We start from the raw sequence: 3,657 nt of genomic DNA, 5'->3' as shown, positions 1-3,657 counted from the left end.
GGGCTCACCTGTATTGTCAGGGCTGTGGCCGGGAGGTGGTGTGCGACACCGCCCAGAGCGTGGTGGAAGCGCTCTATCGGGACTGGCCCAACGGTCAGCGGCTGATGGTATGCCTGCCCATCACCGTACCGGAGACGCTCAGCGACGATGAAGTGCTGCAACTGCTCAACCAGCAGGGCTACGCCCGCATCCATGGGCGTGATGGCAGCCGGGTGGAAGTGGTACAGGACCGGCTCAAGCTGACCGACGAGAACCGGGGCCGGCTCACCGAGGCGGTGGAAACCGCCCTGCACTACGGCAAGGGCCATGTGCTGATCTATCCAATGGGCGCCGACAGGACCGTGAGCAAGCCGGAGCGCTTCTCCAGCCACCACCACTGCCCAAGCTGCGATATCGACTACCCGGAGCCGACGCCGAGCCAGTTCTCCTTCAACTCGCCTCTGGGCGCCTGTGACAGCTGCCGGGGCTTTGGCCGTATTATCGGTGTGGACTATGGCCTGGTGATTCCGGACGAGCGCCTGAGCCTGAAGGACGGCGCCATCAAACCGATTCAGACGCCGTCGTTCAACGAAGTCCAACGGGATCTGATTCGCTTCGCCAAAAAGCGCAGCATCCCCATCACCAAACCCTGGGCGGAGTTGACCGACGAGCAACAACAGTGGGTCATTCAGGGCGAAGGGGACGGTTCATGGGAAAGTGGCCGCTGGTACGGTATCAAAGAGTTTTTCGACTGGCTGGAAAGCAAGTCCTACAAAATGCACATCCGGGTGCTACTCTCCAAATACCGCTCCTACACACCCTGCCAGGACTGCGGTGGCGCCCGCCTGAAACCCACCTCGCTCTGGTGGCGAGTCGGTTCCTTTGAAGCGGCCGAACAGGCGCTGTCCGGTCGCGCCCGCTTTATACCCAAGGGCAACACGCTTGCAGCGGATCGGTTCAACCAGTTGCCCGGTCTCAACATTGCCGATGTGATGCGCCTGCCCCTGGTGCGCTGCGCCGACTTTTTCGAGCAGATGGGCGACGCCAACGCGGACGAACCCACCCAACTGCTGCTGGAAGAAATCCGCTCGCGGCTGGGCTACCTGTGCGAAGTGGGCCTGGACTACCTGACCCTGGACCGGCAGTCCCGCACCCTGAGCGGCGGCGAAGTGCAGCGCATCAACCTCACCACCGCTCTGGGCACCTCATTGGTGAATACGCTGTTCGTGCTGGACGAGCCCAGCACCGGCCTGCATCCGCGCGATATTCAGCGGCTGGTCAAAGTCCTGCACCGACTGCGTGACGCCGGCAACTCCCTGCTGGTGGTGGAGCACGACCCGCAGGTGATTCTCGCCGCCGACCGCATTCTGGATATCGGCCCAGGCCCGGGCCGCCACGGCGGCAATATTGAATTCTTCGGCACACCCAATGCGTTGCTCAAGCGCAAGACCAATCTCACGGCAAGCTACTTAAACGGAACCAAACAAGTATCAGTTCGGCACGAGCAGGTTCCGGGTATACCGGTCCGGGACCGTCTGCCGCATGGAAGCGGCAGTCGAGCCCCCATGGAAGGGTCCACGGCGAGTCCCGGACCGGTATACCCGGAACCTGCGTCCCAAAAGAATCTGCCTGCCATCACCATCACCGGTGCACGCGAACACAACCTGAAAAACATCAACGTCACCATTCCGTTGAAAAAACTGGTGTGCCTCACCGGCGTAAGCGGCTCGGGCAAGTCCACCCTGATGCGCCAGATACTCTACCCGGCCATCCTCAAACACCTGGGCGAACAGACCGAAGCGCCCGGCGCTCACCAACGTATCGACGGACTGGATAAAATCGACCGGGCGGTGATGGTCGACCAGAGCCCCATCGGCAAAACCACGCGCTCCACACCGGCCACCTACGTGGGCGCCTTCGACGCCATCCGCAAACTGTTTGTCGCCACACCCCTGGCCAAAGAGCGCGGCTATACGCCGGGCACCTTCAGTTTCAACTCCGGCAACGGCCGTTGCCCCACTTGCCAGGGCAACGGCTTCGAGCATGTGGAGATGCAGTTTCTGAGCGACGTGTATCTGCGCTGCCCGGACTGCGATGGTAAACGCTTCCGCGATGAAATTCTGGAAGTGAAACTGCTGCAGGATGCCGACGAAGGTCGACGTGCTCTGTCCATTGCCGACGCCCTGGCGATGACCGTGGCCGAAGCGCTGACGTTCTTCCACGATAAACCCGAGGTCCAGCGTAGCCTGCAACCCCTGGCGGACGTGGGCCTGGACTATGTGCAACTGGGCCAGGCCGTGCCCACCCTGAGTGGCGGTGAAGCGCAGCGCCTGAAACTCGCAGGTCACCTCGCCAACACTAAGGCCAAAGATAAAGAACACATCCTGTTCCTGTTCGACGAACCCACCACCGGCCTGCACTTTGCCGATATCGCGACTCTCATGGGCGCCTTCCGCCAGTTGCAGGCCGCAGGACATTCGCTGCTGGTGATCGAACACAACCTGGATGTGATTCGCGCTGCAGACTGGTTGATCGATATTGGGCCGGAAGGCGGCGACGCCGGCGGGGAACTGCTGGCGGCGGGCAGCCCAGCCGAGATCATGGCCAGCAACAACGGTTATACCGCCCAGGCATTGCGCGAGTACGACGCGTCCTTGACGCAAGGGGTCGCTCTGCCCGCGCCCGCGAAAAAGCGCAAGCGCAAAACCGATCAGGTCATCAGCGTGCACCACGCCCGCGAACACAACCTGAAGAATATCGACGTCACCATTCCGCGGGATAAACTCACCGTCATCTCCGGCGTCAGCGGCAGTGGCAAAAGCACCCTGGCGTTCGATCTGATTTTTGGCGAAGGCCAGCGTCGCTACCTGGAATCCCTGAACGCCTACGCCCGGCAGTTTGTGCAGCCCGCCTCGCGCCCGGATGTGGATGCCATCTACGGTATCCCCCCGGCCGTGGCCATCGAACAGCGCACCAGTCGCGGCGGGCGCAAAAGCACCCTGGCGACCCTGACGGAAATCTACCACTACCTGCGGTTGCTCTACGTCAAGCTCGGTACCCAGCACTGCCCGGAGTGCGAAGTACCCATCGAACCGCAGACCCCAGCCGCCATTCTGGCGCGGGTGCAGAAAGATTACCGCAACCGGGAGGTCACGTTGCTCGCGCCCATGGTCGTCGCGCGCAAGGGCATATACCGCGAACTGGCCGAATGGGCCGCCGCCCGTGGTTACACCAGACTGCGTGTGGACGGCGAGTACCAACCCACCGACAACTGGCCCAAGCTGGACCGCTATCGCGAACACAACATCGAGCTACCGCTGACCGACGTGACCGTTTCCGCCAGGAACGAACGGGCCTTGATGGATGGCCTGGAGCAGGCACTGGATCTTGGGAACGGCATTGTGATTGTGGCGCCCGTCGACAAACGTACGGGCAAACAGGCCGCCAGTGAACGCCTGTTCTCCACCCAGCGCGCCTGCCCGAGCTGCGGCGACGGTTTCGATGAACTGGACCCGCGCCTGTTCTCCTACAACTCCAAACACGGCTGGTGCCAACGCTGCTACGGCACCGGGCAGATCATCAAGGGCTTTGACGAAGAACAGACCGGCGAGGAACGCACCTGGCTGCCGGACGACGAAGCGGGTACGGAAAAAATCTGCGCGGGCTTCAACGGCAAAC

The 3,657-nt window shown here is 62.2% G+C and carries 1 pseudogene; it reads left to right on the top strand.

Annotated elements, in window-relative coordinates:
- A pseudogene (locus tag B3520_RS06735) lies at positions 1–3,657 on the top strand (excinuclease ABC subunit A); the annotation flags it as partial.

Origin of the sequence: Marinimicrobium sp. UBA4509, assembly GCF_002388575.1 — a bacterium.
GTDB lineage: Bacteria > Pseudomonadota > Gammaproteobacteria > Pseudomonadales > Cellvibrionaceae > Marinimicrobium > Marinimicrobium koreense.
The sequence above is the reverse complement of the archived record's forward strand: the minus strand, read 5'-3'. Positions and strand labels throughout refer to the sequence as shown.